This window comes from Aeromonas sp. 9A (genome assembly GCF_963900955.1).
In the GTDB taxonomy this organism is placed as follows: domain Bacteria; phylum Pseudomonadota; class Gammaproteobacteria; order Enterobacterales; family Aeromonadaceae; genus Aeromonas; species Aeromonas salmonicida.
The window spans coordinates 1,083,786-1,110,357 of the sequence record NZ_CAWRFG010000001.1 but is presented as its reverse complement, the minus strand read 5'-3'; the positions used below and the strand labels follow the sequence as shown (position 1 = coordinate 1,110,357).

The 26,572-nt window shown below is 59.3% G+C and carries 26 protein-coding genes; 8 read left to right on the top strand and 18 right to left on the bottom strand.

The annotated features are described in order from the left end of the window. Positions 1-3 precede the first annotated feature (3 nt). The 9 genes from tolR to ruvA form a co-directional block, all read right to left on the bottom strand. On the bottom strand, positions 4-450 hold the full coding sequence (gene tolR, locus AACX78_RS05490; protein ID WP_005313291.1) for a protein TolR: 447 nt from the start codon (positions 448-450) through the stop codon (positions 4-6). Beyond that, on the bottom strand, positions 450-1,139 hold the full coding sequence (gene tolQ, locus AACX78_RS05485; protein WP_005313294.1) for a protein TolQ: 690 nt from the start codon (positions 1,137-1,139) through the stop codon (positions 450-452). The genes tolR and tolQ overlap by 1 nt, the downstream gene beginning before the upstream one ends. Then, complete coding sequence (gene ybgC / locus AACX78_RS05480) at positions 1,129-1,536, bottom strand: tol-pal system-associated acyl-CoA thioesterase (protein ID WP_005313296.1); 408 nt, start codon at positions 1,534-1,536, stop codon at positions 1,129-1,131. The genes tolQ and ybgC overlap by 11 nt, the downstream gene beginning before the upstream one ends. 105 nt (positions 1,537-1,641) lie before the next feature. Then, on the bottom strand, positions 1,642-1,953 hold the full coding sequence (locus AACX78_RS05475; protein WP_005313299.1) for a cyd operon YbgE family protein: 312 nt from the start codon (positions 1,951-1,953) through the stop codon (positions 1,642-1,644). Further along, the gene (cydX, locus tag AACX78_RS05470) at positions 1,940-2,056 is read right to left on the bottom strand and encodes a cytochrome bd-I oxidase subunit CydX (RefSeq protein WP_005313303.1); all 117 of its coding nucleotides are present in this window, start codon (positions 2,054-2,056) and stop codon (positions 1,940-1,942) included. The genes AACX78_RS05475 and cydX overlap by 14 nt, the downstream gene beginning before the upstream one ends. 14 nt (positions 2,057-2,070) lie before the next feature. Next, positions 2,071-3,207 carry a cytochrome d ubiquinol oxidase subunit II gene (gene cydB / locus AACX78_RS05465; RefSeq protein WP_159165610.1) on the bottom strand — a complete coding sequence of 379 codons (1,137 nt, stop codon included), beginning with the start codon at positions 3,205-3,207 and terminating at the stop codon, positions 2,071-2,073. Positions 3,208-3,219: 12 nt separating this feature from the next. Then, on the bottom strand, positions 3,220-4,776 hold the full coding sequence (locus AACX78_RS05460; RefSeq protein ID WP_005313307.1) for a cytochrome ubiquinol oxidase subunit I: 1,557 nt from the start codon (positions 4,774-4,776) through the stop codon (positions 3,220-3,222). A 933-nt stretch (positions 4,777-5,709) separates the two neighbouring features. After that, positions 5,710-6,720 carry a Holliday junction branch migration DNA helicase RuvB gene (gene ruvB, locus AACX78_RS05455; RefSeq protein ID WP_005313309.1) on the bottom strand — a complete coding sequence of 337 codons (1,011 nt, stop codon included), beginning with the start codon at positions 6,718-6,720 and terminating at the stop codon, positions 5,710-5,712. A gap of 8 nt (positions 6,721-6,728) precedes the next feature. Further along, the gene (gene ruvA, locus AACX78_RS05450; RefSeq protein WP_005313314.1) at positions 6,729-7,343 is read right to left on the bottom strand and encodes a Holliday junction branch migration protein RuvA; all 615 of its coding nucleotides are present in this window, start codon (positions 7,341-7,343) and stop codon (positions 6,729-6,731) included. Positions 7,344-7,582: 239 nt separating this feature from the next. Here ruvA and AACX78_RS05445 point away from each other — a divergent pair, with 239 nt between their 5' ends. Next, entirely contained in the window at positions 7,583-9,592 is a 2,010-nt protein-coding gene (locus AACX78_RS05445) for a methyl-accepting chemotaxis protein (protein WP_159165609.1), read from the top strand. A gap of 136 nt (positions 9,593-9,728) precedes the next feature. Next, positions 9,729-11,453 (top strand): proline--tRNA ligase, encoded by a 1,725-nt coding sequence (locus AACX78_RS05440; RefSeq protein WP_159165608.1) that lies wholly within the window; start codon positions 9,729-9,731, stop codon positions 11,451-11,453. A 108-nt stretch (positions 11,454-11,561) separates the two neighbouring features. Here the strand turns inward: AACX78_RS05440 and AACX78_RS05435 are convergent, their stop codons facing one another. Then, positions 11,562-12,128 carry a TetR/AcrR family transcriptional regulator gene (locus tag AACX78_RS05435; RefSeq protein ID WP_159165607.1) on the bottom strand — a complete coding sequence of 189 codons (567 nt, stop codon included), beginning with the start codon at positions 12,126-12,128 and terminating at the stop codon, positions 11,562-11,564. Between the two features lie 187 nt (positions 12,129-12,315). Between AACX78_RS05435 and AACX78_RS05430 the strand changes: the two genes are divergently transcribed. Both AACX78_RS05430 and AACX78_RS05425 read left to right on the top strand, forming a co-directional pair. Continuing rightward, positions 12,316-13,353 (top strand): alkene reductase, encoded by a 1,038-nt coding sequence (locus AACX78_RS05430; RefSeq protein WP_201302789.1) that lies wholly within the window; start codon positions 12,316-12,318, stop codon positions 13,351-13,353. Between the two features lie 205 nt (positions 13,354-13,558). Continuing rightward, positions 13,559-14,473 (top strand): bifunctional helix-turn-helix transcriptional regulator/GNAT family N-acetyltransferase, encoded by a 915-nt coding sequence (locus AACX78_RS05425; RefSeq protein ID WP_159165605.1) that lies wholly within the window; start codon positions 13,559-13,561, stop codon positions 14,471-14,473. An 85-nt stretch (positions 14,474-14,558) separates the two neighbouring features. On the opposite strand, the gene AACX78_RS05420 is transcribed toward AACX78_RS05425, so the two are convergent. The 4 genes from AACX78_RS05420 to AACX78_RS05405 all read right to left on the bottom strand — a co-directional run bounded on the left by AACX78_RS05420 (position 14,559) and on the right by AACX78_RS05405 (position 18,933). Beyond that, complete coding sequence (locus AACX78_RS05420) at positions 14,559-14,825, bottom strand: GNAT family N-acetyltransferase (protein ID WP_236556290.1); 267 nt, start codon at positions 14,823-14,825, stop codon at positions 14,559-14,561. A 32-nt stretch (positions 14,826-14,857) separates the two neighbouring features. Then, positions 14,858-15,001 carry a hypothetical protein gene (locus AACX78_RS05415; RefSeq protein WP_236556289.1) on the bottom strand — a complete coding sequence of 48 codons (144 nt, stop codon included), beginning with the start codon at positions 14,999-15,001 and terminating at the stop codon, positions 14,858-14,860. 211 nt (positions 15,002-15,212) lie between these two features. Then, on the bottom strand, positions 15,213-16,802 hold the full coding sequence (prfC, locus tag AACX78_RS05410) for a peptide chain release factor 3 (protein ID WP_159167455.1): 1,590 nt from the start codon (positions 16,800-16,802) through the stop codon (positions 15,213-15,215). 250 nt (positions 16,803-17,052) lie between these two features. After that, positions 17,053-18,933 carry a tetratricopeptide repeat-containing diguanylate cyclase gene (locus tag AACX78_RS05405; protein ID WP_201302788.1) on the bottom strand — a complete coding sequence of 627 codons (1,881 nt, stop codon included), beginning with the start codon at positions 18,931-18,933 and terminating at the stop codon, positions 17,053-17,055. A 241-nt stretch (positions 18,934-19,174) separates the two neighbouring features. On the opposite strand from AACX78_RS05405, the gene AACX78_RS05400 reads away from it, so the two are divergent. Further along, positions 19,175-20,179, top strand: a complete 1,005-nt coding sequence (locus AACX78_RS05400; protein ID WP_021138621.1) for a sensor domain-containing diguanylate cyclase — start codon at positions 19,175-19,177, stop codon at positions 20,177-20,179. Between the two features lie 6 nt (positions 20,180-20,185). On the opposite strand, the gene AACX78_RS05395 is transcribed toward AACX78_RS05400, so the two are convergent. After that, positions 20,186-20,638, bottom strand: coding sequence for an Lrp/AsnC family transcriptional regulator (locus AACX78_RS05395; RefSeq protein ID WP_021138620.1), 453 nt, complete (start codon positions 20,636-20,638; stop codon positions 20,186-20,188). 138 nt (positions 20,639-20,776) lie between these two features. On the opposite strand from AACX78_RS05395, the gene AACX78_RS05390 reads away from it, so the two are divergent. After that, positions 20,777-21,715: a DMT family transporter gene (locus AACX78_RS05390; RefSeq protein WP_159165604.1), complete on the top strand. Its 939-nt coding sequence runs from the start codon at positions 20,777-20,779 to the stop codon at positions 21,713-21,715. Here AACX78_RS05390 and viaA read toward each other — a convergent pair. Continuing rightward, entirely contained in the window at positions 21,662-23,116 is a 1,455-nt protein-coding gene (gene viaA / locus AACX78_RS05385; RefSeq protein WP_005313338.1) for an ATPase RavA stimulator ViaA, read from the bottom strand. The genes AACX78_RS05390 and viaA overlap by 54 nt on opposite strands. Continuing rightward, the gene (locus AACX78_RS05380) at positions 23,117-24,742 is read right to left on the bottom strand and encodes an ATPase RavA domain-containing protein (RefSeq protein ID WP_159165603.1); all 1,626 of its coding nucleotides are present in this window, start codon (positions 24,740-24,742) and stop codon (positions 23,117-23,119) included. Positions 24,743-24,980: 238 nt separating this feature from the next. On the opposite strand from AACX78_RS05380, the gene AACX78_RS05375 reads away from it, so the two are divergent. Together AACX78_RS05375 and rimI are read left to right on the top strand one after the other, a co-directional pair. Next, on the top strand, positions 24,981-25,397 hold the full coding sequence (locus AACX78_RS05375; RefSeq protein WP_236556287.1) for a DNA polymerase III subunit psi: 417 nt from the start codon (positions 24,981-24,983) through the stop codon (positions 25,395-25,397). A gap of 97 nt (positions 25,398-25,494) precedes the next feature. Then, positions 25,495-25,944, top strand: coding sequence for a ribosomal protein S18-alanine N-acetyltransferase (gene rimI, locus AACX78_RS05370; protein ID WP_159165601.1), 450 nt, complete (start codon positions 25,495-25,497; stop codon positions 25,942-25,944). 9 nt (positions 25,945-25,953) lie between these two features. Here rimI and AACX78_RS05365 read toward each other — a convergent pair whose 3' ends face one another. Continuing rightward, positions 25,954-26,508, bottom strand: coding sequence for a thioredoxin family protein (locus AACX78_RS05365; protein ID WP_265422223.1), 555 nt, complete (start codon positions 26,506-26,508; stop codon positions 25,954-25,956). Between the last annotated feature and the right edge of the window lie 64 nt (positions 26,509-26,572).

Sequence of the window (26,572 nt, the reverse complement as noted above, 5' to 3'; positions counted from 1 at the left end):
CCGTCAGTTCACCGGATCTGTCATCAGGCCAACCTGAGGCACGCCCGCATTCTTGAGGGCCACCATCAGCAGTATCACCTCTTCGTAGCGCACGGACTTGTCACCCGCCACCACGACGGGGGCGTTCTGGTTGATGGCCAGATAGCCCATGGCCTTTTCGGTGATGTATTGCTGCATCGCCTCGGGCGTCCCGGCCGGCACCGGCTCATCGTCGGCCTCACCGGCCTTGATGACGTACTCGCCTTCGGTATTGACGCTGACAATGAAGGGGGGCTTGGCATCTTCCGGCAACTGCTCGGATTCTGCTTGCGGCAGGTCAACCTTGACCCCTTGCGTGATCACCGGCGTCACCGCCATGAAGATGATAAGCAGCACCAGCATGACGTCGATATAGGGAACCACGTTGATCTCGCACACCTTCTTGCGCCGGATCCGCTGATAGGTTTGCATTACTGATCACCCTGCTGCTGTGCAATTTGACGGTTCAGTATGGTGGTGAACTCGTCCATGAAGTTGGCGTAGGCGTTCTCCAGCTTCTCTACCTTGTTGGTAAACCGGTTATAGAAAATAACCGCAGGAATGGCGGCAAACAGGCCCATGGCGGTCGCGATCAGCGCTTCCGCGATACCTGGAGCCACCATCTGCAAAGTAGCCTGCTGTACCTGGCCAAGGGCGATAAAGGCGTTCATGATGCCCCATACGGTACCAAACAGGCCGATATAGGGGCTAATGGAGCCGACGGTTGCCAGCACGGGCAGGTTGGATTCCAGCTCGTCCACCGCGCGGGAAAGCGATACCCGCATGGCACGATAGGTACCGTCCATCACCGCATCCTGGCCACGGGCGCCCGCCTTGAGCAGGCGAGCATACTCCTTGAAGCCGGAATAGAAGATGTCTTCCATGCCTTCGATATCATCGCGGCGGGAGGAAGACTCCTGATAGAGGCGGTTGAGATCGACACCGGACCAGAAGCGGTCTTCAAACTGCTCGGATGCCAGATTGGCCGCCTTGATGACCTTGGAGCGTTGAAAGATCAGCGCCCAGGAGACAACCGACATCCCCATCAGGGTCATCATGACCAGTTTTACCAACAGGCTGGCTTGCCAAAACAGGCCAATAAACGAAATTTCAGCGTGCACTTAACAGCACTCCCTTCACATTTTCTGGTATTGCAACAGGTTTCATATGCGGATGACTGACACAGGCTATCTGTACCATGGCCTGGGTGATCAGTCGTCCATCAGCCGCCAGGATCTGCTGTGAGAAGCGCATGGATGCACGTTTCACTTCAGTCACTTGCGTTATTACGGTCAACAATTCATTAAAACGGGCCGCCGAGCGGAAATCGATCTCTGTTCGACTCACCACAAACGCGAATCCGGCTTGCAGCAAGACATCCTGTTCGATGCCGCCGCTGCGCAGAAACTCGGTGCGAGCACGTTCCATAAACTTGAGATAATTGGCGTTGTAGACGATGCCCCCGGCATCTGTGTCTTCGTAGTAGACACGTACCGGAAACTCAGAGACTTCCCCCATAAAAATCTGTGATCCATTCGACAGTCAGATGGGGGGCTATCATAGCGCAGGGCTGAATAGGAAAGAAGCAGGGGGAGACAGGGAAATCCTGCCTCCCCCCGTTTTTTATGAAAGGAAATAGCCTTGGGTCAACCAGAGCCCATACAACAAACTGGGCAAGGCGAGCCAGGGGCAAAACAGCACTCGGCCAATGAGGCTGCGGGGATGGAATCCCAGCCCATGCATGACGCCGCAACAGACCGCCCACATCAGCCAGGGAGCGAGCAACAGCCCGTGCTCACTGGTGTTGGCGGCCACAAGGTTGGGGGCCTGTAAAATAGCGACGGCCAACAGGGCCGCCGCTACCAACATCAACCCCTGCCAGGGTTGGCGCTCCAGAGGAGCGGCCAACCGGGCGAGCCGATCACTTGTCTTCATCGATCTGACGATCCATGTTCTCGCTGTGTTCCAGCCAGAGCGCATTGATGATGCCAAATGAACACGCCAGCAACAGACCCAGGATCCAGGTGAAATACCACATATCAGGGCACCTTCTTAGTAGAGCGATTGTTGGTTGTCTTCGATGTGCTTGCTGGTCACCCGACCAAACATCTTGACGTAGGTCCAGATGGTATAAGCCAGCACAATCGGTACCAAGATAGCTGCCGCCACCGTCATCACCTTCAGGGTGTTGAACGATGCGGTGGCATCCCACATGGTCAGGCTCAGTGACGGCTCGAGGCTCGAGGGCATCACGAACGGGAACATGGAGAAGCCTGCAGTCAGGATCACGCCGGCAACCGCCAATGAAGAACAGGTAAACGCCACCCAGCCTTTATTCAGCTTGGCAAACAGCGCAGTGAGCAGGCTCATGGAGAGGCCCAGTACCGGCGCGGCTATCATCCAGGGATAGAGTGCGTAGTTGTTCATCCAGGCACCGGCCTGGCGCACCACTTCCTTGTTCATGGGATTGGAGACCGCATCGGTCGCAGCCGCCTTGACGACCACGTAGCCGTCCATGCCACTCACCCACCAGCCAGCCAGGCCGAACAGCACCAGGGTCAGCAGGGAGCAGATCATGGCTGCAGTGCAGGAACGCGCCAGCACCTCACCATCGGTCTTCATCATCAGCCAGGTCGCACCCTGGGTGACCAGCATGAACAGACTCACCAGACCGGCCAGAATACCGAACGGATTGAGCAGGCCGAAGAAGTTGCCGTGATAGGTCAGCATCATGAACTGGTTGAATTCGAACGGCACCCCCTGCAACAAGTTGCCAAAGGCCACCCCGAACACTATGGGGGGAACCGCACTACCGGCGAACAGTGCCCAGTCCCAGTTGCTGCGCCACTTGGCGTCTTCACGCAGGGAGCGATACTTGAAACCGACCGGACGGAAGAAGAGCGCCATCAGGGTCAGGATCATGGCGATGTAGAAGCCCGAGAAGGCCGCCGCATAGACCATGGGCCAGGCCGCGAACAGGGCACCGCCCGCCGTGACCAGCCATACCTGGTTGCCTTCCCAGTGCGGGCCCATGGTGTTGAGCATCACCCGACGCTCCACATCCTTCTTGCCGACGAAGGGGAGCAGTGCGCCCACCCCCATATCGAAACCGTCGGTGATGGCGAAGCCGATCAGCAAGACGCCAACCAGTACCCACCAGACCAGACGCAACATTTCGTAATCAAACATGGGTTACTCTCCTTATACCTTGCTCTGTTCGAAGTGGTACTTGCCCGTCTTCAGGCTGCTTGGGCCCAGACGCGCATACTTGAACATCAGGTACATCTCGATGATCAGCAGTACGGTATAGAACAGGAAGATCCCAATCAGGGAGAACCAGATCTCGGACGCAGGCACGTTGGATGCAGAGAGCGAGGTCGGCAGCACTTCGGCTATGGTCCAGGGTTGACGGCCATACTCGGCGACAAACCAGCCCGCCTCGATGGCGATCCAGGGCAGCGGGATACCCCACAGCAGGGCTTTGAGCAGCCACTTGCGCTCACCGATACGGTGACGAGCACTGTCATAGAAGGCCAGACCGATCAGTACCAGCATCAGCATGCCGCAGGCAACCATGATGCGGAAGGCGAAGAACAGCGGCAGAACCTGCGGGATGGAGTCATCCACGGCGGCCTTGATCTGTTCGTCGGTCGCGTCGGTCACATTGCTGGTGTAACGCTTGAGCAGCAGACCGTAGCCGAGATCCTGTTTCACTTCATCGAAGCGTGCCAGGGTATCTTCCGACTTGTCGCCGGATTGCAGCTTGGTCAGCAGGTCGTAAGCGTTCATGCCGTTACGCACACGCAGCTCGTGCTCGCTCTTCAGATCCTTGAGGCCGGTCACCTGGCCGTCCAGAGAGCGGGTAGCAATGATGCCGAGCGCATAGGGGATCTTGATGGCGTAATCGGTACGCATCTCTTCCTGATTCGGAATGCCGAACAGGGTAAATGCAGCCGGTGCAGGTTCTGTGTCCCACTCGGCTTCGATGGCCGCCAGCTTCACCTTCTGCACTTCACCTGTCTCGTAGCCGGACTCGTCACCCAGGATCAGCACAGAGAGGATGGAGGCCATACCGAAGGCCGCTGCGATGGCGAAGGAGCGACGGGCGAAGGCCACATCACGATTCTTCAGCAGGTAGTAAGAAGAGATGCCCAGCACGAACATGGCGCCCGTGGTGTAGCCAGCCGCGACCGTATGGACGAACTTGACCTGAGCGACCGGGTTGAAGACCAGCTCAGCGAAGCTCACCATCTCCATCCGCATGGACTCGAAGTTGAACTCGGCACCGACCGGGTTCTGCATCCAGCCGTTGGCAACCAGGATCCAGAGGGCGGAAAGGTTGGTTCCCAGCGCCATCAACCAGGTGGCAGCCAGATGCTGACGCTTGGTCAGGCGGTCCCAACCAAAGAAGAACATGCCGACAAAGGTGGATTCCAGGAAGAACGCCATCAGCCCTTCGATGGCCAGCGGGGCCCCGAAGATATCGCCGACATAGTGGGAGTAGTAAGCCCAGTTGGTACCGAACTGAAACTCCATGGTCAGCCCTGTGGTAACCCCGAGGGCGAAGTTAATACCAAACAACTTGCCCCAGAACTTGGTCATGTCCCGGTAGACAGTGTTGTTGGTCATCACATAGACAGATTCCATGATCGCCAGAATGAAGGCCATTCCGAGCGTCAGGGGCACAAACAGGAAGTGATAAAGGGCCGTCGCAGCAAATTGGAACCGCGATAGGTCTACCACATGCTCAGCAATCATGATGTTTCCTCACCGATTATTGGCACGGCTATTTTAAGTTTTAAGGACAAAGCTTCCGTTGGAAGTCCCCGAATGATCGGTCATGTTCCAGTTTGCACTGACGACCGGTTTCGACTGCTACCAGCATTAACAACAAGGCAATATCGATGAACAAAAAAAGCTAATGTTTAACAATTGCAAAACAATCTAGCTTGCTTTATTCCTGCCCATAATGACCGGTGTTTTATATCACCTTTATTTGATTGAAATCAATGTAAAACCACCATGAATACATGCCTTTTAAAGGCATTTTCACGCTCAATTCCATTTAATTTGTAGAGCTGTGTCACAAAAAACTGAAAATCACAAATCATTGATTTAAATCAATTTTATTATCTCGATCAATAAGTGGCAGTTCTGTTAAAAAATGACTTACAACGTGAATTTCATTATGTTTCCCCCGCCTGCCAACGCTGCCAACCAACTCAATTTAAAACCAGTAAAAACGCATTTTCATGCTAATTGAACAGACCAGATAAATGATTAGTTAATCTAATCTGATATGCTCAATTTTTCTTGTTTGTCCGAGTCAGACAGAGCCCCTACAATGCGCCTCGCAGTGAGGGCATCCCTTGGATACAGGCCGGTCAATCCGGGTTCCCGGCACGTATTCGATGAACATTTCGAACCTGTCTATTGGAATTTAAGATGAAAAAGTTTGTTGCTAAAACCATCCGTTACTACAAGCTTTCGTTCGTTCAGCTCTATCAAATGAACCGACTCTGAGGCCTCGCGACGGCTCCTCTGTTTTTTCCGGTCTGTGTCCAGACGCACTCACTGTCTGTGAACATCCATCCTGAATTGTCTTTGCCCACCGCCTGTGCCGTGGGCTTTTTTATGTCCGGATAACAAAAAACCGCCCTTGATGGCGGTTTTTTGTTCAAACAGCTGTTTTCACCTTTCATCTGGCCGTTGCAGGCCAAAATGTGCATAAGCTCTTGGTGTCGCCATCCGCCCTCTGGGTGTACGTTGCAGGTAGCCCTGCTGGATCAAATAAGGTTCCAGTACATCCTCGATAGTATCTTTTTCTTCACCTATGGCAGCCGCCAGGTTATCGAGACCCACAGGGCCCCCCATAAACTTGTCTATGACAGCCAACAATAGCTTGCGGTCCATGAAGTCGAAACCTTCATTGTCCACGTCCAGCATGTCCATGGCACGGGCCGCTATGGGTCCATCGATCCGGCCATCAGACTTGACCTGGGCAAAGTCGCGTACCCGGCGCAACAAGCGGTTAGCAATACGCGGCGTACCGCGAGAGCGACGGGCCAACTCCAGGGCCCCGTCACCTGTCATCTCCAGTCCCAGACAGCGAGCACTGCGAGAGACGATATCGGTCAGATCCTTGACGTTGTAAAACTCCAGCCGCTGGACGATGCCGAAACGATCCCGCAGCGGGCTGGTCAGGGAGCCGGCCCGGGTGGTGGCCCCGATCAGGGTAAAGGGTGGCAAGTCGAGCTTGATGGAGCGAGCGGCAGGGCCCTCCCCTATCATGATGTCGAGCTGGTAATCCTCCATCGCCGGATAGAGCACCTCCTCCACCACAGGGCTGAGACGGTGGATCTCATCGATGAACAAGACGTCGTTCGGTTCGAGGTTGGTGAGCAGGGCCGCCAGATCACCGGCTTTCTCCAGCACAGGGCCCGAGGTGGTCTTGATGTTGACCCCCATCTCGTTGGCGACTATGTTCGCAAGTGTTGTCTTGCCCAGACCCGGCGGGCCGAAGATCAACAGGTGATCGAGTGCCTCACCACGCTGGCGGGCCGCCTCGATGAAGATCTCCATCTGCTCGCAGACGGGATCCTGACCTGTGTAATCGGCCAGCATCTTTGGCCGTATGGCCCTATCGATGATCTCATCCTCACGCACGCCAGTGGCAGAAATGAGACGGTCCGCTTCAATCATTGCCTACCTCACACCAGACTACGCAGGGATTCACGGATGATATCTTCCACCGACATTCCCTCTTTGGCTATCTTGCTGACGATCTGGCTGGCCTGCTGCGGCTTGTAGCCAAGCGCCACCAGTGCACTGGCCGCCTCTTCGCTCGAATCCGGAGCACGCAGGACGCTCTCCCTGGCTGGCAGGCTGATCTCGGCCGGCGAGAAGAGATCGTGGCTGACCCAGCCCTTGAGCCTGTCCTTCATCTCCACCACCAGCCGCTCGGCGGTCTTCTTGCCCACGCCTGGCAACTTGATCAGGGAGCTTATCTCCTCACGCTCGACACTCAGCACAAACTGGGTGGCGGTCATGCCGGAGAGAATGGCCAGCGCCAGCTTGGGGCCGACGCCATTGGTTTTGATCAGCTCGCGAAACAGCGCCCGCTCCTGCTTGTGATTGAAGCCGTACAGCAGCTGGGCATCTTCACGCACCACGAAGTGAGTGTGGATGGTCACTTCCTTGCCGATCTCGGGCAGATCATAGAAGCAGCTCATGGGCATCTGTACTTCATAACCCAGGCCCCCGACTTCCAGCAGCACCTCGGGGGGTTGTTTCTCAATGACTACGCCTCTCAAGCGACCAATCACAGCTCTCTCCTCGCCAAACCATCTATCTGTAAATTGGGTCATAGCATAAAGAATAACTGGATAAGTATCCAGCATAGGGCGGTGACGGATGACAGAGGATTCTCGGCATTCTGGCGCTTTCGGAGCCATGCTTGGATCGGATCTGGGCAGTAACTTTATTTTCCACCGGGAATGGCGGATCTTGGCCATTGATAGAACACTGAATTGGGTTTGTTCGGAACCAGGGAAGGTCCTGCATCATGAAAATTGTCACTACATCGACTCTTGGGCTGACTATCCTGCTCGGTTGCACACTGGGCATGGGCGCGATCGGCTGGTATGGCAGCCAGCGGCTGGCCGACTTGCTCTCCTATGTATTGGGTGCCGCCTGGCAAACCGCCGATGGCGCCATGGAGGGATCCATCGAGCTGGGCAACCAGTCCCTGTATATCCAGAAAATGCTCAGAGGCATGCCCCTCGACGAGCCCGAGCTGCAGCGAGCCAAACAGGCAGCCACCGAGGCCCTGCAACGGGTTGAAGAAGGCAAGCTCATCGATGCGACGGCCATCAATGCCATGAAGCAGCATGAGCAGACGTATCAGCAACAGCAGGAAAAACTGCTGACGCTCTACCGCACCTTTACCGGTATCGATCAGGCACTGCGCGCCAGTTCGGAGCGCATGTCACGCCTTTCAACCCAGCTGGAGGTGATCGGTGATGGCGCGGTCGAGAGCCTCACCCAGTCACCCGATCAGGCCATCAGCTGGAACGGCGGCCTCTCCACCCGCTGGCAGGCGGCTGACGGCGGCATGGAGGCCAACATAGGTTTCCTGCGTCAGCTCTATGCCCTGGAGAAGATGCAGAGTGAAGGCCCCACCCCCGCCATCCAGGCCGAACTGACGGAGGCAAACCGCTTCTATCAGGAAGCGGTGGACGGCATGCTGGCGACCGGCCTGTTCGATGTGCCCGGTGAAGGGGAGTTTACCGGCCAGTCGCTCTCCACTCAGTATCGCGCCCTGCTGGCCGACAGCACGCGGCTGACAAGTGAGTGGATCGCGGCCCTGACTGATTACCAGCGCCATCTGGCTCTTTACGAGAGCAGTGCCGAACAACTCAAACAGGCGCTGGTCGAGGTCGAGACCCAGGGCGATGCGACCGTCGAGGATCAGGTGAACCAGCTCAATACCATCATCGGCTATACCAAAAACCTGATCCTGGGCGCTCTGGTGCTGAGCCTGCTGATTGTCACTCTGTGTGGCTTCTGGCTGGTACGCACCATAGTCAACCCCCTGCTGCAAGTTGACAAACGCATGCAGGACATAGCCGCGGGCGACGGGGATCTCAACGATCGCATCAACCTCAAGCGGGACGATGAACTAGGCTCGCTGGCGGGCAGCGTGGATCGCTTCATCGAAAAGCTGCAAAAGATGATCAGCTCCACCATGGACAACAATCAGCACATCAGCGACCACGTGCACACCTCGGTCAACCGGGTCGAGGCCATCAGCCAGAGCAGCCGTCAGACCGCCGAACACGCCCAGGCGCTGCACCACGACAGCGAGCAGATGGTACAGGTCGCCACCTCCATCTCGGATAACTGCAGTCTGGCCGCGCAAAATGCCAATCAGGTCCGTCAGCTGACAACGGAGAGCAGTCAGTATGTGACCTCTGCCAGCGCAGGCATGCAGCGAGTGGTGGTGGAAGTGGGGGAATGTGCCAATGCCATCAACGCCCTCAAGGAGCAGGCCAGCCAGATTGGCCAGATCATCTCCACCATCAGCAGTATCTCGGAGCAGACCAACCTGCTGGCCCTCAACGCCGCCATCGAGGCAGCCCGGGCCGGCGAAATGGGCCGGGGCTTTGCCGTAGTGGCGGACGAGGTACGTACCCTGGCCAACCGCACCGCCGCCTCCAGCGCCGAGATAACCGAGGTGATCAACAGCATTCAGCAGCAGACCGAGAAGGCTTATCTGATGATGCAGCGCAACCTGAAAACCGTGGAATCGGGGATGGAGGACTCCGACAACACCAAGCAAATCCTGTTCAAGGTGGAGGAGGCCATCGACCATCTGGCCGACATGGTGCAGCAGGTGGCGGATGCCACAGGTCAGCTCTCCCACACCCTGAGCCACACCTCGGACAAGGTCTCCGGCATCAGCCTGCAGGCCAAGACAGGGGAGCAGGAGGCACAGGAGTGTCTGCAGCTCGCCTCCTCCCTCCATCAGGCCAGCCTGCTGCAACAGCGACTGCTGTCGCAATTTCGGGTCTGACACAGGCGGGGGCACCGCCCCCGCTTTCTCCCGCTGCGCTAAATTTAGCCCTTGGGCCACAGGGCCCTCCCTGTTAAAATTCCGCTCTTGAATTTATCCAGGGCCCCGCGGCCCGTCTTATCTAAGGTCACGAGCGATGCGTACCAGCCAATACCTGCTTTCCACTCTCAAGGAAACCCCGTCCGACGCCGAAGTCGTCAGTCATCAGCTGATGCTGCGCGCCGGCATGATCCGCAAACTGGCCTCCGGCATGTATGCCTGGCTGCCGTCCGGCCTGCGGGTACTGAAAAAGATCGAGAACATTGTTCGCGAAGAGATGAACAATGCTGGCGCCATCGAAGTCTCCATGCCGGTGGTACAACCCGCCGAGCTGTGGCAGGAGTCCGGCCGCTGGGACGACTACGGCCCCGAGCTGTGCCGCCTGACCGACCGCCACAACCGCCCCTTCGTACTGGGTCCGACCCACGAAGAGGTGATCACCTCCCTGGTCCGTTACGAAGTGAACAGCTACAAGCAGCTGCCGCTCAACCTCTACCAGATCCAGACCAAGTTCCGCGATGAAGTGCGTCCCCGTTTCGGCGTGATGCGCGGTCGCGAGTTCCTGATGAAGGACGCCTACTCCTTCCACATCGACAAGGCCTCGCTGATCGAGACCTACGAGCGGATGCACGCCGCCTACTGCGCCGCCTTTACCCGCATGGGGCTGAACTTCCGTCCTGTACAGGCCGATACCGGCTCCATCGGCGGCACCGGCTCCCACGAATTCCAGGTACTGGCCGAGAGCGGTGAAGACTTGATTGCCTTCTCCGATACCTCAGATTACGCCGCCAACATAGAGATGGCCGAAGCGCTGGCGCCGGCTGGCGCGCGTCCTGCCGCAACCAAAGCCCTGACCAAGGTTGCCACTCCAAACGTCCACACCATCGACGACGTCGCTGCTTTCCTGAGCGTGGCCCCGACCGCCATCGCCAAGACCCTGCTGGTACTGGCTGAAGCGGACGAACACGGCAATCAGGCCGTCATCGCCCTGGTGCTGCGTGGCGATCACGAGCTGAACGAGATCAAGGCCGAGAAGCTCCCGGGTGTTGCCAACCCGCTGACCTTCGCCAACGACGAGCAGATCAAGGCTGCCGCTGGTTGCGATGCGGGCTCCATCGGTCCGGTCGGCTTTGCTGGTCGCATCATTGCCGATCGCAGCGCCGCCCATCTGGCGGACTTCGTCTGCGGCGCCAACGAGACCGGCTTCCACCTGACCGGTGCCAACTGGGATCGCGACATCGCTACCTATGAAGTTGCCGACCTGCGCAACGTGGTGGAAGGCGACCCGAGCCCGTGCGGCCAGGGCAAGCTGCTGCTCAAGCGCGGCATCGAAGTGGGCCACATCTTCCAGCTGGGTACCAAGTACTCCGAAGCCATGAAGGCGAGCGTGCTGAACGAGGGCGGCAAGTCCGTCACCATGGAGATGGGTTGCTACGGTATCGGGGTTTCCCGTCTGGTGGCTGCGGCCATCGAGCAGAACAACGACCAGTACGGCATCATCTGGCCGGACGCCATCGCTCCGTTCGAAGTGGCCATAGTGCCGATGAACATGCACAAATCCGAGCGAGTGGCCGAACAGGCACAGCAGTTCTACGCCGAGCTGAAAGCCGCCGGTGTGGACGTGCTGTTCGACGACCGTAAAGAGCGCCCGGGCGTGATGTTCGCCGACATGGAGCTGCTGGGTGTGCCGCACGCCATCGTCATCGGCGATCGGGGTCTGGACAACGGTGTGGTGGAATACAAGTGCCGCCGCTCCGGCGAGAAGCAGGAAGTGGCGATCAAAGAGATCGTTGCCATGCTCAAGGCCAAGCTGGGTCGTTAATCCCACGTCGCCACTGCTGGTATAAAAAAGCGCGCCAATCGGCGCGCTTTTTGTTTTCTGCTGACCCTGAGCCTGACAGGCCGAAGGGCCATCAGCTCCCCCTACGACTCAGGCTCGCAGGGCTGTCATCAGCTGGGTGACGACGCCATCGAGCAGGGCGTGGTCGGGACGACACTGGGCAAAAGTGACCAGACCCTGGATGTTGATCAGCAGGAAGGCGGTCAGGGTCGGGATATCGCGGTCGGCCATCAGCTCGCCACGCTGCTGGGCGAGAGTCAGGATCTGCGCCAGATCGGCGTCCAGCTCGGCATAGATGGCCTTGAGCCGCAGGTGCAGCTCTTCGTCCTGCTCCGCCAGCTCCATCAGGGTACGCGTCACCAGACAGGTACCGCACAGAGCATCGTTCACTATCTGGCTGAGGTAAGCCTGCACCCCCGCCAGCGGACTTGCGGCGGCAAAGAAACCGCGGCGCAGCACGCTTTTTTCCTGCACATAGTGATCGACCGCCGCCAGCAGCAGGCCACGTTTATTGCCAAACGCCGCGTAGAGGCTGCCCGGATGCAACCCGGTCGCCGCCACCAGCTCCTGCATGGTGGTCTTGGCGTAACCCTTGGCACGAAATGCCTCCATGGCATTTCGCAAGACGTCGTCCCGGTTGAACTCGGCGCTGCGCATGGTTTCTCCGTTGAAAAAGCGATCACCGGCGCAGAGCCGATGAGGGGGAACAAAAAGGGCGGCAAGTTTACCCCAGCGGGCAGGCAAGACCAACCCATGTTGAATGCTCGTTCAAAAAAGACTTGCACACAAAACAAAAAACGTCTTGAATGCACGTTCAAGAATCACTCCCTTAGGACAGACGATCATGAATACCCTGTTTCAGCCCTATCGCCTCAACGACACCCTCACCCTCGCGAATCGCTTCATGATGGCACCGCTTACCCGTTGCATGGCCGGCCCGGGCCTGGTGCCCACCGAACAGATGGCCGCCTATTACGCCCGTCGTGCCGATATCGGCCTCATCATCTCCGAAGCCACCATCATACGCCCGGATGGCCAGGGCTATCCCAATACCCCCGGACTCTACAGCCCGGAGCAGATCGAAGGCTGGAAAAAAGTCACCAGCGCCGTACACGCCAATGGCGGCAAAATCTTCGCCCAACTGTGGCACGTGGGTCGCCTCTCCCACCCCTTCTTCCATCATGGCGAAGTGCTGGCACCGTCAGCCATCGCCCATGAGGGCACGGTACCGCGCATGCGCGAGCTGGAGTATCAGGTGCCCCGTCCCCTGACAGTGGCCGAGATAGGCCAGCTGGCCGAGGATTACGCCCAGGCCGCCGCCAACGCCATTGAAGCAGGTTTTGACGGGGTGGAGATCCACGGCGCCAACGGCTACCTCATTGACCAGTTCCTGCACCATTCGAGCAACCTGCGCAGCGACCAGTACGGTGGCAGCCCGGAAAACATGAGCCGCTTCGCACTGGAAGTAGTGGATGCGGTCAACGCCCGCATCGGGGCAGATCGAGTGGGACTGCGTCTCTCCCCCGGTGCCTATGTGCATCTGGAAGGTGACAAGCGGGATCGCGCCGTGTTCGATTATCTGCTGGCCGAGCTGAACCAGCGCGTCCTGGCCTATGTGCATCTGGGCATCTTCGATGACAGCCTTACCTTCGACTATCTGGATGGCCGCGCTTCCGACTACCTGCGCGCCCACTATGACGGCCATCTGGTCGGGGTTGGCAACTACAGCGCCGACACCGCTCTGGATGCCATCAAGGCCAACCGGTTCGACCTCGTCGCCATCGGCCGCCCGCTGATCGCCAACCCGGACTATCTCGCCAAAGTGCAGAAGGGCGAGGCACTGACCCCTTATGCCGACGCCATGCTGACAGAGCTGGTGTAAACACGCCGGTTCATGACCAACCAAGGATGGGATCCGCGCCCCCGGGCGCGGGTTTCCAATGTTTGGGCCCCTTTCGGGCCTTTTTTATGTTCGGCCTCTCCTTGTCCGCCTCATGATCCACCACTCACCCCCCATAAAAAAGGTTGCCAGTGACAACTAGTTAGCTATATTGGTTGTTGAAGACAACCAAATAGGAAGCCCTGATATGGATCCCCGTCCCCTGCGCGCCCTGTCGCGCGATCTGGTTCGCGAACTCGGCATGCTCTCCCAGCAGTGTGGCGAGCTGGCGCTGACCCCGCTCGAAGCACATCTGCTGATCGAACTGGAGAGCGGCCCCGCCACCAACCAGCAACTGGCCGAGCGGCTGCGCATCGACAAATCCAACGCCAGCCGCCCGCTGGCCCGCCTCGCCGAGCGCGAGCTCATCAGCTGGCACCCCCATCCGTCCGATGGCCGCAGCAAGGAGGCGCGCCTCACCATCGCCGGCCAGGCCCAACTGCTGGTGCTGCATCAGGAGATGGACAGCGCCATGGAAGAGACACTGGCCCAGCTCACCCTGAGCGAACGTGAGCAACTGTGGGCCGGTCTGCGCCTCTATCGCAGCGCCCTCTCCCGCGCCCGCCGTCAGCAGGGCTACCGCATCCGTCCCATCACAGCCGCCGACAATCCCCATATCGCCGCCGTGGTGCGCGCCGTCTCTGCCGAGTACGGTCTCACCGCCGACAAGGGCTACGGGGTGGCCGACCCTGACCTCGATCGACTGCACGAGACCTATCTGGGCAAGAAGAGCCGCTACTGGGTGATCGAAGGGCCGGATGGCACCATCCTCGGCGGTGGCGGCATAGCGCCGCTGGCGGGGGAAGAGGATAAGGTCTGCGAGCTGCAGAAGATGTACTTCATGCCCTCCCTGCGCGGGTTGGGGCTGGGTCGACGGCTGGTGCTGCAGGCACTGGACGAGGCACGCACCCTCGGTTACCAGCGCTGCTATCTGGAAACTACAGAGGTACTGCGCGAGGCGACCACGCTCTACGAATCCCTTGGCTTCGAACATCTGCCAGAGCCGCTTGGCTGTACCGGCCACGATGCCTGCGAGATCTGCATGCTGCTGGAACTGGAATAGAGCGCTCCCTCATCCCCAGCCCTTCTCCCGCGAGGGGAGAAGGGGGTCAGTAATAACTGATGGTGGATGATCCCTCTGTCCTCACCTAAACCCGTTGGGTGTAGTGATCAAAGGCGATGACCTTCTGATATCCCTCTGATTCGTAGAGCGATTTCGCGGGATGATTGGATACGGCTGTAGCCAGTTTAACAGTCAGCGCATCTGTCTCTTTGGCAAAGCTGGCCACCCGTTTTAACAGAGCTCTTGCCACTCCCTGCTGGCGGACTGATTCGGCGACGAAGAGATCGTTGAGATACCACATTCGCCTCATGGCAACGGATGAAAATGCAGGGTAAAGCTGGGCAAACCCCATGCTTTCCCCCACCTCATTGCGAGCAAGAAAGATCACTGAATCGGCGTTGGTGAGGCGCTCGGCAATAAACCCGTTGCGGCACTATGATCCGGCGCCTGCCCATAAAACTGACGGTAGGCATCAAACAGGTAGCTGGTTTCTTCAAGATGGGCTGGGGTGGCTTGGAGAATATGCATGCAATGTCCTTATTCTGTTCATGCTGAAAGCTTCGTGGCGAAGAGGAATCGTATATTGGTTCCATATGGGGCGCCACTAGCTATTGGACTCAGGAGGGGAAATAGAACTAGGTGGTCTTGATAAGGCCAGCATCCACTGGCCGGCACAATCTCCGGATAAAGAAAGACCCCGCCGAAGCGAGGTCTTTTTTATCTTGCAGGCAAGCCATTATCAATGCTCGCGAGTCTGACGGAAGTGAACGTCCGGATGACGTTCCTGAGACAGACGCAGGTTGACCATGGTCGGGGCTATGTAGGTGAGGTTGTCACCGCCATCCAGCGCCAGGTTCAACTCGTTCTTGCGCTTGAACTCTTCGAACTTCTTGACGTCAGTCCCTTCCACCCAGCGGGCAGTGGAAACGTTGACCGCCTCGTACAGGGCCTCGACGTTGTATTCGCTCTTCAGACGCGAAACTACTACGTCAAACTGCAGCACACCGACCGCACCGACGATGAGATCGTTGCTGATGAGCGGACGGAACACCTGCACTGCGCCCTCTTCGGAGAGCTGGACCAGCCCCTTGAGCAGCTGCTTCTGCTTGAGCGGGTCGCGCAGGCGGATGCGGCGGAACAGCTCGGGCGCAAAGTTCGGGATGCCGGTGAACTTGAGATCCTCACCCTGGGTGAAGGTGTCGCCTATCTGTATGGTGCCGTGGTTGTGCAGACCTATGATATCGCCCGCGACGGCCTCGATGGCCTGCTCCCGATCACCGGCCATAAAGGTGACGGCGTCTGAGATGTTCACGTCCTTGCCGATCCGCACGTGGCGCATCTTCATGCCCTTGCTGTAAGTGCCGGACACCACGCGCATGAAGGCGATACGGTCGCGGTGTTTCGGATCCATGTTCGCCTGGATCTTGAACACGAAGCCGGAGAATTTCTCCTCGGTCGCCTCGACCAGACGGCTCTCTGCCTTGCGCGGCATAGGCGCAGGGGCCCAATCGGTCAGGCCGTCCAGCATGTGGTCGACGCCAAAGTTACCCAGCGCAGTACCGAAGAAGACCGGGGTCATGTCGCCGGCGATAAAGGACTCGTGATCGAACTCGGGAGAGGCGCCCTGCACCAGCTCCAGTTCACCACGCAGCTGGGCTGCCAGATCTTCGCCGATGGCGGCGTCCAGATCCGGGTTGTGCAGGCCCTTGACCACCCGCTTCTCCTGGATGGTATGGCCCTGACCGGTCTGATACAGGTAGGTCTCATCCTTGTAGAGGTGATAGACACCCTTGAAGGATTTGCCGCAGCCGATGGGCCAGGTGATGGGAGCACACATGATCTTCAGCTCGCGTTCCACCTCGTCCATCACTTCCATCGGATCGCGCACTTCGCGGTCCAGCTTGTTCATGAAGGTGAGGATGGGGGTATCGCGCAGCCGGGTCACTTCCATCAGCTTGCGAGTACGATCTTCGACACCCTTGGCGGCATCGATGACCATCAGGCAGCAGTCGACCGCCGTCAGAGTACGGTAGGTATCTTCGGAGAAGTCCTCGTGACCCGGGGTATCGAGCAGGTTGACCAGGCAATCCGCATAGGGAAACTGCATCACAGAGGTGGTGATGGAGATACCACGCTGCTTCTCCATCTCCATCCAGTCGGATTTGGCGTGCTGGCCTGAGCCACGGCCCTTGACGGTACCGGCGCGCTGAATGGCATGTCCGAACAGCAGGACCTTTTCGGTGATGGTGGTTTTACCCGCATCCGGGTGCGAGATGATCGCAAAAGTGCGTCTCTTGGAGACTTCACTCAGAAATTCAGCTGACATAATTCAACGTTCTTCTATTGGGCGGCGGCCTTGGCCACCATGGGAATAAATACGGGATGCCGCTCACGGCACATGTATACGCAACGAAAGCCACGCCAGCTGGCGTTTTGCCAACCCGGTGGAGAGAGGGAGGAGGGCTGCGTTACATGGGTCTTCTCGCCTGAGTCAAAGCAAAATTGCGCGACATTATACCCGCGCGAGTGAAAAATACCCAGCCCGGCTTAGGGCCGTTCGCGAAGGGCGTCAGATCGCTCTATTCGGCCCGCATTACCTGGTTGCGACCGGCCTGCTTGGCTCTGTACATGGCCTCATCAGCCCGTTTGATCAGGTCCCCCAGACTGTCATCGAGCAGGCTGCATTCGGCACAGCCGATGCTGACATGCACCGGATGACCCTCCGGCATCTCCTCTATGTGCAACCGGGAGACCTCATGACGGATCCGCTCAGCCACCTCGAGTGCCTCCTCCATACTGGTATCAGGCAGCAGCACCAGAAACTCTTCGCCACCGTGCCGCCCGACCCTGTCCAGATGACGCATCTGGGCGCCGATGCACCTGGCCACGGCAGTCAGCACCCTGTCTCCCATGTGGTGACCCAGGGTGTCATTGACCTGCTTGAAGTGGTCTATGTCCAGGATCAGCACGCACAGTGGCTTGCCATTGTCTCTGGCCTGCCTGAACCACACTTCTCCCTTGGCCTGGATCTGGCGACGATTGTGGATGCCGGTCAGCTCGTCGGTCATGGCAAGCTGACGCAGCTTGCGGGAGCGATTTAACAGGTAGAGCGCCAGCATCCCCATAACGACCAGCAACAGTACCACCACGATATATTGCCACTGGCGCCGTTCCTGCAACTGCTTCAACCGCTCGGCCTGAACCAGCTGCCGGGTCTTGAGGGTCTGGTTCTCCAGCTCCTTGCGCGCCAGATCGAACTCCAGACGGATCTGGGCCGAACGCTGTTCGTTCAGCAAGCGATCCAGCTCGCTCTTTATCTGCACATACTGCTGGAGCGCCGCCAGCGCACCATTGACCTGACCCTGCTGCTCAAGAATTCTGGCCCTTGCCTGATAGATCCAGGCGAGAAAGCGCTGGTTCTGCTCCTGACTGAAGATGGACTCGGCCCTGGCCAGATAGTGCAGGGCCTTGTCCCACTCCTTTTTGGCATCCAGCGTCAATCCCATCACCAGTTGCCATAGCCCCAGCGTCGCCTCGTCCGTATCTTTTTCATGTCGATACAGAACAGGTTTCGCCTGCTCCAGCTTGGTCAGCGCCTCGTCAACCCGCTTCAGATTCAGCAGGCACCAGGACAACTCGACCCTGAGCCAGGCGAGATCCATCTCTCTCTGCTGCTGACGGTAATAACGCTCCCCCGCTTCTAGCAGGGGCAGGGCTTGCTCGTAACGGCCCTGATCGGTATAGAGGATGGCCAGCTGGGTACCGACATCGATCAGGTTGCTCTGATCGTGCCGTTGCAGATAGGCCTCCATCAGCTCTTCAAAATACTCATGGGCTCGCGCGTATATCCCCATTCGCCGGTAGGTGTTGGCAATCTGGGCCAACACCTGCAGCCTCATCCCCTCCAGTCCCAGCGCAACATAGCCGTCATAGGCGGCGAGCAGGTCTATCAAGCCCTGTGCCAATGCCCCCTGATAGGCAAACATATCGCCCCGATAACTGAGTGCATCGCTCTTCAGACGAGGATCCTCGAGAGCCTCAGCCAGTACCAGGGCGGCATCATAATCCGCCTTGGCCTGGGTCATATTGCCCAGCATCTGCTGATTGAAGCCCCGGCAGATAAAGAGCCCGGCCTCCGTCTCTCTGTCCTGCTGCTTGCGAGCCGACGCCAACTGCTCACTGGCAAACGCAATGGTCGCCTCATATTCGCTGGTACGCTCGGAATCGCGCGCCCAGCACTGCAACCGGGCGATGCGCCCCTGCAACTGTGGTGAGTAGCTCTCCCTGTGGGCCGCCAGGGCGGCAACCCGCAACCGGAAGACGCGAGGGGGAAGAGCATCATTTTCCAACTGGCTCAGCTCCCCGACGAGCACAGGTTCCGGCAAGGGGCCACGGGCTGCCCACACCGGCGCGGCCCACCCTGCGAGCAGGAGCAGCGGCATCAGACAAAGTGAAGCCATTTTAGGAATCATGAGAGGAAACAAGCTCATTGCTGCGCAAACATGGACTTATCATATCGCTCCTTGGGTGGCTCGCCAGCAAAACCTGTCTATGCGGTACCACTCACGGGCGATCAGCCCTGGCCAGAAGCTTTGCAGAGTGCAAGACGAGAGGAGGGCTGCATTATCGTTTTGTCGCACTTTACAGGCTCACAGCCAGCATCGACTATAGGCCGCAACGACCACAGGGAAGAACGAGTTCATGACATACGAGGAGCTGCAGGCCGCCTATGACAAGCTGCTGCAGGAGAATGAGCGCCTGAAGCGGGTGGCCGACGATGCACGGGAGAAACTGGATGCCGCCATGGACGGCACTGGCCTGTGTATCTGGCAGAATCACCTTCCCACCGGCAAGCTCATCATCTTCAACCGACGCTGGGGGGCCATGCTCGGCTACCAGCCCAAGGAGCTGTCGGCCCACTTCGATGTGTGGCGTGAACACCTGCATCCGGAAGACAGGGAGCGGGTACTGCAGGCCTTCTTCGATCATCTGAGCGGCAAAAGCCCCTTCTATCAGGTGATGCACCGCATGATCGCCAAGGATGGCAAGACCACCTGGGTGCTGGACAGGGGCCGGGTGGTGGAGTGGGATGAGCAGGGCCAACCGCTGCGGGTGATGGGTACCCACATCGACATCACCCATGAGAAGGAGTACGAACAGCAGCTCGCCCAGCTCGCCCATCGGGATCCTCTCACTGGCCTGCTCAATCGCACTGCATTGCAACGCCAGTTCCCGCAGGAGTTCAGGGCCATCTGCTTCATCGATCTCGATAACTTCAAGCAGGTGAACGACAACCTGGGCCACAGGGCAGGTGATGAGCTGCTGATCGCCCTCACCCAGCGGATCAAGGCCTGTTGTGACGAAGGGGTGAAGTTGGGCCGCCTCGGCGGGGACGAGTTCGTGTTGCTGCTGCCCTGGCACAGTGACGATCCCCGCACCCATCACCTGGCCCACCAGTGCGTCAATGTCATCTCGACTCCGTTCGAGCTGCCCAACGGCGAAGCCGAGGTGGGATTGAGCATGGGGATAGCGCAGATCCGGCCACAGGATGACTTCAGCACGGCGCTGGCCAGAGCCGATCAGGCCATGTATCGGGTCAAACGCAGCGGCAAGAGGGGTTTTTATGTCTCCCAGCCCAGCGGCCAGCCCCTGCTGGATCAGGATCAGGTCAACGAGCGGGGTCTCGGCCACCAGCCCGGTGCCTGAAAAAGGTCAAATGGGCAGCGGCCCCATCACCTTGACCGCGCGAATGGCGAAGTGGCTGCTGATGTCATTGACCATGTCCTGAGACTGCAATCGTCTGATCCACTGCTCATAGGCAGGCAGATCCGGCACCACCACCTCCAGCAGATAGTCGTAATTGCCGGAGACGGTGTGGCAGCTGATCACCTCAGCCATGGCCGCCACCGCCTGCTCGAAGGCATCTACCAAGGGCTCCTTGTGCTGGCTAAGCCGCACGTTGACGAAGATGGTGATGCCAAGGCCAAGTTTCTCCCGCGCCAGCACGGCGCGATACCCCTGAATGTGTCCCTCCCCCTCCAGCCGCCTCAGGCGCCGCGCACAGGGGGAGGCTGACAAACCAACCTGCTCCGCCAGCTCCACTGTGGAGAGGCGACCATCCTGTTGCAGCAACCGCAGCAGATGTAAATCAATTCTGTCGAGCATCTTGGCGATATCCGGTAAAAATCCCTGTTGGATTGGCTGAAGCTAGCAACTACATCTGGATTTCTCAAACAGTTTGCCCTGAAACACCCTCCCTCCTGGCCGGATAATGGTGCAGGACATTCCATGGAGGGAGCCCTTATGTCATTCACCCTGTCACCCCGTTGCAGCGGCTGGGCCGCCGCCCTCGCCACTGTGCTGCTCTGGTCCGGTTTCTTCCTCTCCCTGCGCCTTGGTGCCGAGGAGAAGCTCCCGCCACAGGCGCTGGCGCTGCTGCGATTTGGTATCCCCGCCTTGCTGCTGCTTCCCTACTACTGGCGCCACCGCACCCGGCTGCACAGCATTCCCCTGCGCTGGCAGCTGGCCATGCTGGCCGGGGCCGGTTTGCCCTTCTTCTGGCTCGGAGCCACCGGCATGCAGCTGGCTCCGGTCGCCCAGGGCAGCGCCCTGATACCGGGCACAGCCCCCCTCATGGTCAGCCTGCTGGGCCTGCTGCTGTGGCGTGAACCTTGTCCCGCCCAACGGCGCTGCGGGCTCTCCCTCATCGCCCTGGCCACAGCGACCCTGCTGCTGAGCGGGGAGCCCGGTTTATGGCAGGGGCAAGTCTGTTTTCTGGGGGCGGCCCTGCTGTGGGCCCTGTTTACCCTGGCAGTCAGGCACAGCGGACTCGCGGCACTGGATGCCGCCGCCCTGGTGGCGGTGCCCTCAGGCCTGTTGCTGCTGCCGACACTCCTGTGGAGCCCCTTGCCCACTGTGAGTCATGCCAGCATCTGGTTATGGCAGGGTTTATTGCAGGGAATTGGGGCCGGTTTGCTGGCGGCGCTCTGTTACGCCCACGCCATTCGCACCCTGGGGGCCGAGGTCAGCTCGGCACTCGGCTCCCTGACCCCTGTGATGGCGGCCATGCTGGCCTGGTGGCTGCTGGGAGAGACCCTCTCCCAGCCGGTATGGCTGGCCATGGGCCTCTTGTGTGTCGGCGTTGTGCTGGCCAGTCTGCCAGTATGGCGCGGATCAGGGGGGGCAATATCAGCTACGCAACCAGCGGCGCAGCAGGCGACCGCGCAGACCGCAGTCGAGTAGCCAGCTTTTATCGAACACCCGCAGCAGGGCCGGCTTGGCGTGACGAGACATGGCAACGGCGTTGAACCGGGTGCCACGGCCACGCTGGCGATCCATCAGCTCCACCAACGAAGCGGGCAGACGCTGGGCAATGAAGTCGGAGATCACCAGCACATCCGCCAGCTCGAAACCGGGCGCCTGTAACTGTTGCAGGGTGGCGCTCAGGCAGGGCAGCAGATCCGTGCCGCCATTGAAGGTCATGGCCAGAAAACGCTGAGCTTCATCGAGGCCGTTGGCATCGGTCAGCTCGAAGGTCGCCACATCGGTGGAGAAGAGCATCACGAAGCAGCGCCGCTGCTCGGTCAAGGCAAGCTGCAACAGCGCCAGCGCCAGCGCCTTGGCACACTGCTCAGGGTAACCCCCCATGGAACCGGACGTGTCGATACAGACAATCACTGGCCCCATGGGCTGCAACTCCTGATCACCCCGATCCGTGGTACGAGGCAGCAACTGATGCCTCGGCAGGGTGCCTCTGGCCTGATAGCTGAGCAGACGCCGCTCCAGATAGCGGCGGTAAAACTCCAGCTCCAGCTCGGGCACCCCCAGCATGACGGCCTCACTCGGCAGCATTCTCATCAGATCATTGGCCGGGTGGATCCCGACCAGATCATCGGGCACATCGTCACTTAACACCGGCTCCTGGATCAGGGTGGGCTGCGGCGGCTGGGGCCGCTGCAACTGCTCGCTATCGTGCAGACTGCGCCCCATGCTGTCTGCGATCTCCTGCAACATGGGCTCTTTGCGCAGCATGGCGGCATATTGGCGGATCAGCACCAGAGAGGCAGGCTGCCAGCGTCCCTGAGCCAGGTTCCACAAGCCACCGGCCGTGCGCCGCTGGGGATCCAGCACTTGTTCCAGCTCCTCGCTGGCGCCTATCTGTTCCTCCAGCTCCTGCTGCAACCTGAGCCGCTCCGCCTCGGCCAGCTCCTGCTGCAAACGCAGCAAGGCCCCCACCAGGCTGGCTCGCCACTTCTCAAGCATCAGCCGCCTGGCACCCTCGGTGGGATGATCCACCAACTGATGGGCCAGCTGTCGCCCCTCATCGGCAAAGTCGCTACCCCGCTCCAGAGCACTGAGCAGGGTAGGCAACTCGGCCACAAGGCGAGCGAGGGAAAGGGAGATAAAGTGCTGATAGAGCAGAAACTCCTGTTCCAGCACGGGAGGCACAGGAGTATGGGCTATGGTGTCGTTCACCTGATGGCGCCAGCGCTGCAACCGCTGTTTCAGGGAACGGCCCTGTGCCTTGCCTATCCGGATGAAGCGGGAGATCTGGGTACTGGCCAGCAGGGCGACCACCATCTCGGACACCATCTCTCCCTCCGAGATCGCCAGCAAGGCGCTCATGGTGCCAATTTCGATCATTTACCCCTGCTCCCCGCACAGCAGTGGCAGGCGCTGCTGCCACTGGGCCAGCTGCTCAGCCGTTTGATCAAGTTCACGGGCCAGGGTGAAGAAGCCCTCCTCGATGGCAACCAGCCAGCGCGAACCGATGAAATGGTGGGGTTGGTGGTCATCAAAACGATGACGCTGGCGACGCAGATCGGTGCGCAAGGCCGCCAGCTGGTCACTGAGGTTGGCAAGGGTCTTGTACCAGGGGGCGCTTATCAGACCAGGCAAGGGCTCACGGCACACCAGCACCAGAGGAATGGGGTGACGCTGGCTGTCGAGCAGATTGAGACGCTGGCTGCTGTCGAGCTCAAGCTCCAGCGTCAATCCTGTCTTGCTGCCAACGGGATGGAACATCACCTTGTCGCCACCGAACTGCCAGTGACCCAGCACCACCTTGTCACACTCCAGTGTCTCTACCAGCAGATCCGGCTCCTCCGGGCTGAGTCGGGCCGGGGTAAGCAGGTGCAGCTGGATTTGCAGACCCCGCTCCCCCTGCTTGCGGGCCTCCTCCAGGGGCAATTGCCAGCCCTTGCTGCGCTTGCCCAGCATCCCCTTGCGGGGATCAGCCTTGAGCGCCAGCCGGATACTCATCTGCTGTTGCAACTCCTGCAAGGCCGAGGTGACGGCCATATGACGGGAAATCAATGCCTGCTGCCGGTAGCAGTGCAGGCGGGCAAACTCCTCCATCAGCGTCAGCAGGGCGGTGCGGCTCTCTTCGTTATGCCAGAGACAATCTTTCAGCAGCAGCAGATCCAGCGGCGCTACCTCCCGCCGGCCATGGAAGAAGGCACTGGCCTTGCACAGGCGCACCGCCTTTTTCCAGCGCCGATCCGAGACATAGCAGGGTTCGTCGCCCATGCTGTCGAGCCGCTGTCGCAGCTGATAGACAAGCTCGAAGACCTCGTCAGGCAACACCACCTGCTCGATCTGCCGCTGCCACAGCAGATATTCCTCGCTTTGCACCTGCAGGGCGGGAGAGAGGTGACGGGGGGAAGCGCCATCACTGGACAACATGGCCTGGAAGTTGGATTTCTCTTGCACCCTGTCCATCCAGACACGCACCAGCATGCGGTCGTAGAGCGCATCCAGCCCGCTGTCCGGGGCGGGCAGCTCGTTGGAGGCGCTGATCAGCAGACGCATCGGAATGGGGAGTGTCTCGTCGCCATTACGGAACTGACGCTCGTTGATGGCAGTCAGCAGGGTGTTGAGGATGGCCGGGCCCGCCTTCCAGATCTCGTCGAGAAAGACCACCTCGGCCTGGGGCAGATATCCGGCGGTCAGGCGCAGGTACTTGCCATCTTCCTTCAGGGCCTGGATAGACAAGGGGCCAAACACCTCCTCCGGCGTGCTGAAGCGGGTCATCAGGTACTCGAAATGACGGGCTTCATGGAAGGCAAGCTTGAGACGACGGGCAATCAGGCTCTTGGCAATCCCGGGGGGGCCCAGCAGAAACACGCTCTCGCCGCTCAGTGCCGCCAGCAGGCCTAGCCGCAAGGCATCCTGGCGTTCATAAAGCCCCTCGCCGAGGGCGGCCAGCAGGTTGGGCAGGCGTTCATGAATGGGCACGGCACGGGCAGAACTGTGAGCAGATAATGACATAGAGAGCATTCCGAAGCTGGGATCACGATAATTCCGGGTCACGTCATGACGATCAGATTGCCCGGGGTTGGTTTTATTATGATGTTGTCTGTTATGGTCTGCCTGCCAACCCCATCCCGACTGACCGGACTGGAAGCACAGCAGAATGGCAAAGGGCAAAGAGTGCAGAAAAAGGCGTTCGAGTGTACCCTTCGCAGCACATTTTTCACCAACTCAGATCAAGAGTGAGTCATCATCCATGCAAGATCCCGTTCGCCAGCACATCTTGGCCAGAATCGGTATTCAAGGCTGGCAACTCAGACGCCCCCAGTTACTTGCTGGCTCTCGTGATGAGGCAGCACAGACCGGGCAGCCAGATCCCCGGCCTCATGTCGACCTGCCCACCGGCAAGCTCTGGGTGCGGGCACCGGCGCTGCCGGATACCGCTCTGCTCCATGACATCTGCCAGCTGCTGGGGATTGCCCCCCATGAGGTGAGCCTGCTGCAGGAGATGCCGGAGCAAGCCGCGCCCCCGCTGCTCTGGCTCACCGAGCCGGATCCTCGCTGGCCAGAGGCGCTGATCTGTCCGCTCTCCCCCGATGCGCCCCACAAACGGGCGCTGTGGCAACAGTTGCGCCAACGGGTGCCATCCTGCCAGGAGCAGGGCTCATTGTGATCGGCTCCGGGCCGCAATGCAGCCCGGCCATCTCATCTTTACCAAACTTTACATTTGGCCGACCGGGCCAGCCGACCCCGCATTAACCGGAGTGATCATGCACCTCTTTCGCCCCCTGCTCGAATCCGACTTCGAGCTTGTCTATCCCATAGAACAAGCCGCCCACAAGGAGCCCTGGAGCCAGGCCAATCTGCTCTCCTGTTTCGGGCCGCGCTATCTCAATGGTTTGACGCTGGTGGATGGACGTCCTGCGGGGTTCTACATCTCGGATCTGGTGGCGGGCGACAGTTCGCTGATGAACATCTGCGTGCACCCCGATTTTCAGGGCAAGGGGCTGGGACGGGCACTGCTGAAGGAGTATCTCGCCCGCAGCAAGGAAAAGAGAGCCGAGGCCTGGTTTCTGGAGGTGCGCGCCAGCAACAAGACAGCCATCGGCCTCTACGAGAGTGAAGGGTTTGCCGAGTATTGCCGCCGGGTCGACTACTATGGCACCGGCAACGAGCGGGAAGATGCCGTGCTCATGTCCCGCCTGTTCGACTTCAGCTGATACGGGCTGTCATTCCAGCGGTGCATCGTTTACCGCAGGATCTTGCAACGCCAGCGTGGTGTGGACCACAGCAGCGAAAGCCGCCGGAGAGAGCGGCATGAAATAACCCCTCTGCCAAGTCACACCGGGCATCCAGATCTGCTGGATATCTGGGACTATCTTGATGGGTTTGAAAGGGCCACCACTCTCTTGCAAGTAAACGCCAGGCAAGGTGGCCGTTTTGGGGAAATAGCTCAAGACCAGTTCACTGCCATCTTTATTGTCAGCCTTGAGCCGCACCCTGACCACCTCCCCATACACCTTCGCCATGGCAGGATCACGCCACAGCAGCTTGTCCAGCAGCTCGCATCTACGGCATTTTTTACCTTCCAGAAGATAGAGCAACGGCTTGCCACTGCTTGCTGCCTGCTGTTGGGCCTGGTTATATCCCTTGATGCCGTAGTACCAGGGCGAGGTCACCTGACGATTTGCCCAGAGCCACCAGGTGACCCCAACCATCAATAATGACACCACCACCACAACCGCAACGACTATCACTACCAGCCGGCCTTTCAATACCATCATCTGCTCCTGTTAACCGGATCCTTATGGTTATCAAGCATCATGCCTCAGCTCGATCTGGTTGGCG

Bases quoted from the DNA above. Each gene is read 5' to 3' on its own strand.
- tolR (WP_005313291.1), bottom strand. From the start codon at position 450: ATGCAAACCTATCAGCGGATCCGGCGCAAGAAGGTGTGCGAGATCAAC.
- ybgC (WP_005313296.1), bottom strand. From the start codon at position 1,536: ATGGGGGAAGTCTCTGAGTTTCCGGTACGTGTCTACTACGAAGACACA.
- AACX78_RS05475 (WP_005313299.1), bottom strand. From the start codon at position 1,953: ATGAAGACAAGTGATCGGCTCGCCCGGTTGGCCGCTCCTCTGGAGCGC.
- cydX (WP_005313303.1), bottom strand. From the start codon at position 2,056: ATGTGGTATTTCACCTGGATCCTGGGTCTGTTGCTGGCGTGTTCATTT.
- cydB (WP_159165610.1), bottom strand. From the start codon at position 3,207: ATGTTTGATTACGAAATGTTGCGTCTGGTCTGGTGGGTACTGGTTGGC.
- AACX78_RS05460 (WP_005313307.1), bottom strand. From the start codon at position 4,776: ATGATTGCTGAGCATGTGGTAGACCTATCGCGGTTCCAATTTGCTGCG.
- ruvB (WP_005313309.1), bottom strand. From the start codon at position 6,720: ATGATTGAAGCGGACCGTCTCATTTCTGCCACTGGCGTGCGTGAGGAT.
- AACX78_RS05445 (WP_159165609.1), top strand. From the start codon at position 7,583: ATGAAAATTGTCACTACATCGACTCTTGGGCTGACTATCCTGCTCGGT.
- AACX78_RS05440 (WP_159165608.1), top strand. From the start codon at position 9,729: ATGCGTACCAGCCAATACCTGCTTTCCACTCTCAAGGAAACCCCGTCC.
- AACX78_RS05435 (WP_159165607.1), bottom strand. From the start codon at position 12,128: ATGCGCAGCGCCGAGTTCAACCGGGACGACGTCTTGCGAAATGCCATG.
- AACX78_RS05430 (WP_201302789.1), top strand. From the start codon at position 12,316: ATGAATACCCTGTTTCAGCCCTATCGCCTCAACGACACCCTCACCCTC.
- AACX78_RS05425 (WP_159165605.1), top strand. From the start codon at position 13,559: ATGGATCCCCGTCCCCTGCGCGCCCTGTCGCGCGATCTGGTTCGCGAA.
- AACX78_RS05420 (WP_236556290.1), bottom strand. From the start codon at position 14,825: ATGGGGTTTGCCCAGCTTTACCCTGCATTTTCATCCGTTGCCATGAGG.
- AACX78_RS05415 (WP_236556289.1), bottom strand. From the start codon at position 15,001: ATGCATATTCTCCAAGCCACCCCAGCCCATCTTGAAGAAACCAGCTAC.
- AACX78_RS05405 (WP_201302788.1), bottom strand. From the start codon at position 18,933: ATGGCTTCACTTTGTCTGATGCCGCTGCTCCTGCTCGCAGGGTGGGCC.
- AACX78_RS05400 (WP_021138621.1), top strand. From the start codon at position 19,175: ATGACATACGAGGAGCTGCAGGCCGCCTATGACAAGCTGCTGCAGGAG.
- AACX78_RS05395 (WP_021138620.1), bottom strand. From the start codon at position 20,638: ATGCTCGACAGAATTGATTTACATCTGCTGCGGTTGCTGCAACAGGAT.
- AACX78_RS05390 (WP_159165604.1), top strand. From the start codon at position 20,777: ATGTCATTCACCCTGTCACCCCGTTGCAGCGGCTGGGCCGCCGCCCTC.
- viaA (WP_005313338.1), bottom strand. From the start codon at position 23,116: ATGATCGAAATTGGCACCATGAGCGCCTTGCTGGCGATCTCGGAGGGA.
- AACX78_RS05380 (WP_159165603.1), bottom strand. From the start codon at position 24,742: ATGTCATTATCTGCTCACAGTTCTGCCCGTGCCGTGCCCATTCATGAA.
- AACX78_RS05375 (WP_236556287.1), top strand. From the start codon at position 24,981: ATGCAAGATCCCGTTCGCCAGCACATCTTGGCCAGAATCGGTATTCAA.
- rimI (WP_159165601.1), top strand. From the start codon at position 25,495: ATGCACCTCTTTCGCCCCCTGCTCGAATCCGACTTCGAGCTTGTCTAT.
- AACX78_RS05365 (WP_265422223.1), bottom strand. From the start codon at position 26,508: ATGATGGTATTGAAAGGCCGGCTGGTAGTGATAGTCGTTGCGGTTGTG.